Here is a 1,383-nt window from a genome sequence, read left to right on the forward strand (position 1 = left end):
GCGTGGACCTTCCGGGGCGTCCCGCGGAGGCCATCGAGGGGATCGCGTACTTCACGGTCTCCGAGCTGTTGCAGAACGTGAGCAAGCACAGCGCGGCGCGTTCGGCGTCCGTCGAGGTGTGGCGCTCCGGGGACCGGCTGCTGCTCCAGGTCACCGACGACGGCCGGGGCGGGGCCCGGATGGACGGCGGTACGGGAATGGCGGGACTGGCCGAGCGGCTGGGCGCCGTCGACGGACTGTTCGTACTCGACTCACCGGTCGGCGGACCCACGACGGTCACGGCGGAGCTGCCCTGGCGGGACCGTGAGCGGACGCACGCACAGACGCACGAGCAGAAGCCTGAACAGACGCGTGAGCAGAAGCGTGAGCAGAAGCGTGAACAGAGACGTGAGCGGATGCGCGTGCGGAAGTGAGGAAGCAGGGCGCGGAGCCCGGACGCGCGGAGCCGGACGCGCGGAGCCGGACGCGCGGAGCCGGACGCGCGAAGGTGGGGAAAACCCCCGGTCGAAGAGGGATACCCACCTCATGGTGCGCCGGACCGCGAAACAGCACCCTTGTCATGACGGCCGGAACAGGCACCGAGCAGCCGGCCCGGCACCGAGCACCTGGCACCCAGCACTCGTAGACCACCGAAACGGACAGCACCCATGGCCACGGCATACGGACCGGACACTCGGGACCACCAGCGGTCCGGAGTCGGTTTCGGGGACCATCCCCCGGTGAAGCACTTCTTCCCCGCCGCGCTGCGCGCGCCCGTCGAGGGCCGGACCTGGCGTGAATTCGGCTATCTGCTGCTGGGCCTGCCGATCGCCCTGGTCCTGTTCAGCCTCTCGATCACCCTGACGACGCTGGGTATCGGCATGCTGATCACCTTCCTCGGGGTGCCGATCCTGGCCGGCACGCTGGCCATGTGCCGGGGCTTCGGCGCGATGGAGCGGGCCCGGGCGCGCGGACTGCTGTGGCTGGACGTGGCGGCCCCGGCTCCGGTGCGCGGCAAGACCGGCAGCCCGATGTCCTGGATGGGCGCGGCCCTCAAGAGCGGGGCGTCCTGGCGCCATCTGCTCTACACCCTGCTGTACCTCCCGTGGGCGACCTTCTCCTTCGTCGTCTCGCTGACGTTCTGGATGTGTGGGTGGACCCTGTTCACCTACCCGCTGTGGCGGTGGATCTTCCCGGCGGACGTGGGCAGCAACGGCATTCAGCTGTACGCGGACCGGGGCCACCAGGTCCACCTCGACTCCTCCGTCGAGATGGCTCTGACCAGCGCGGTCGGCCTGGTGTTCGTGCTCGTCACGCCGTGGATCATCCGTGGTCTGGTGAGCGTGGACCGGGTGATGGTGGCCGGGCTGCTCGGGCCGTCCCGGCTGGCGACCCGCGTCTCGG

1 protein-coding gene and 1 pseudogene are annotated in these 1,383 nt (G+C 70.2%); both read left to right on the top strand.

The window, feature by feature from the left end; genetic code table 11:
• Nucleotides 1–413, top strand: a pseudogene (locus tag EES42_RS05935) (sensor histidine kinase); the annotation flags it as partial.
• A 234-nt stretch (nucleotides 414–647) separates the two neighbouring features.
• Nucleotides 648–1,383 (top strand): sensor domain-containing protein (locus tag EES42_RS05940; protein WP_206433375.1); only part of this gene is annotated, 736 nt, incomplete at its 3' end.

It is taken from the genome of Streptomyces sp. ADI95-17, assembly GCF_003846175.1.
In the GTDB taxonomy this organism is placed as follows: Bacteria; Actinomycetota; Actinomycetes; order Streptomycetales; family Streptomycetaceae; genus Streptomyces; species Streptomyces sanglieri.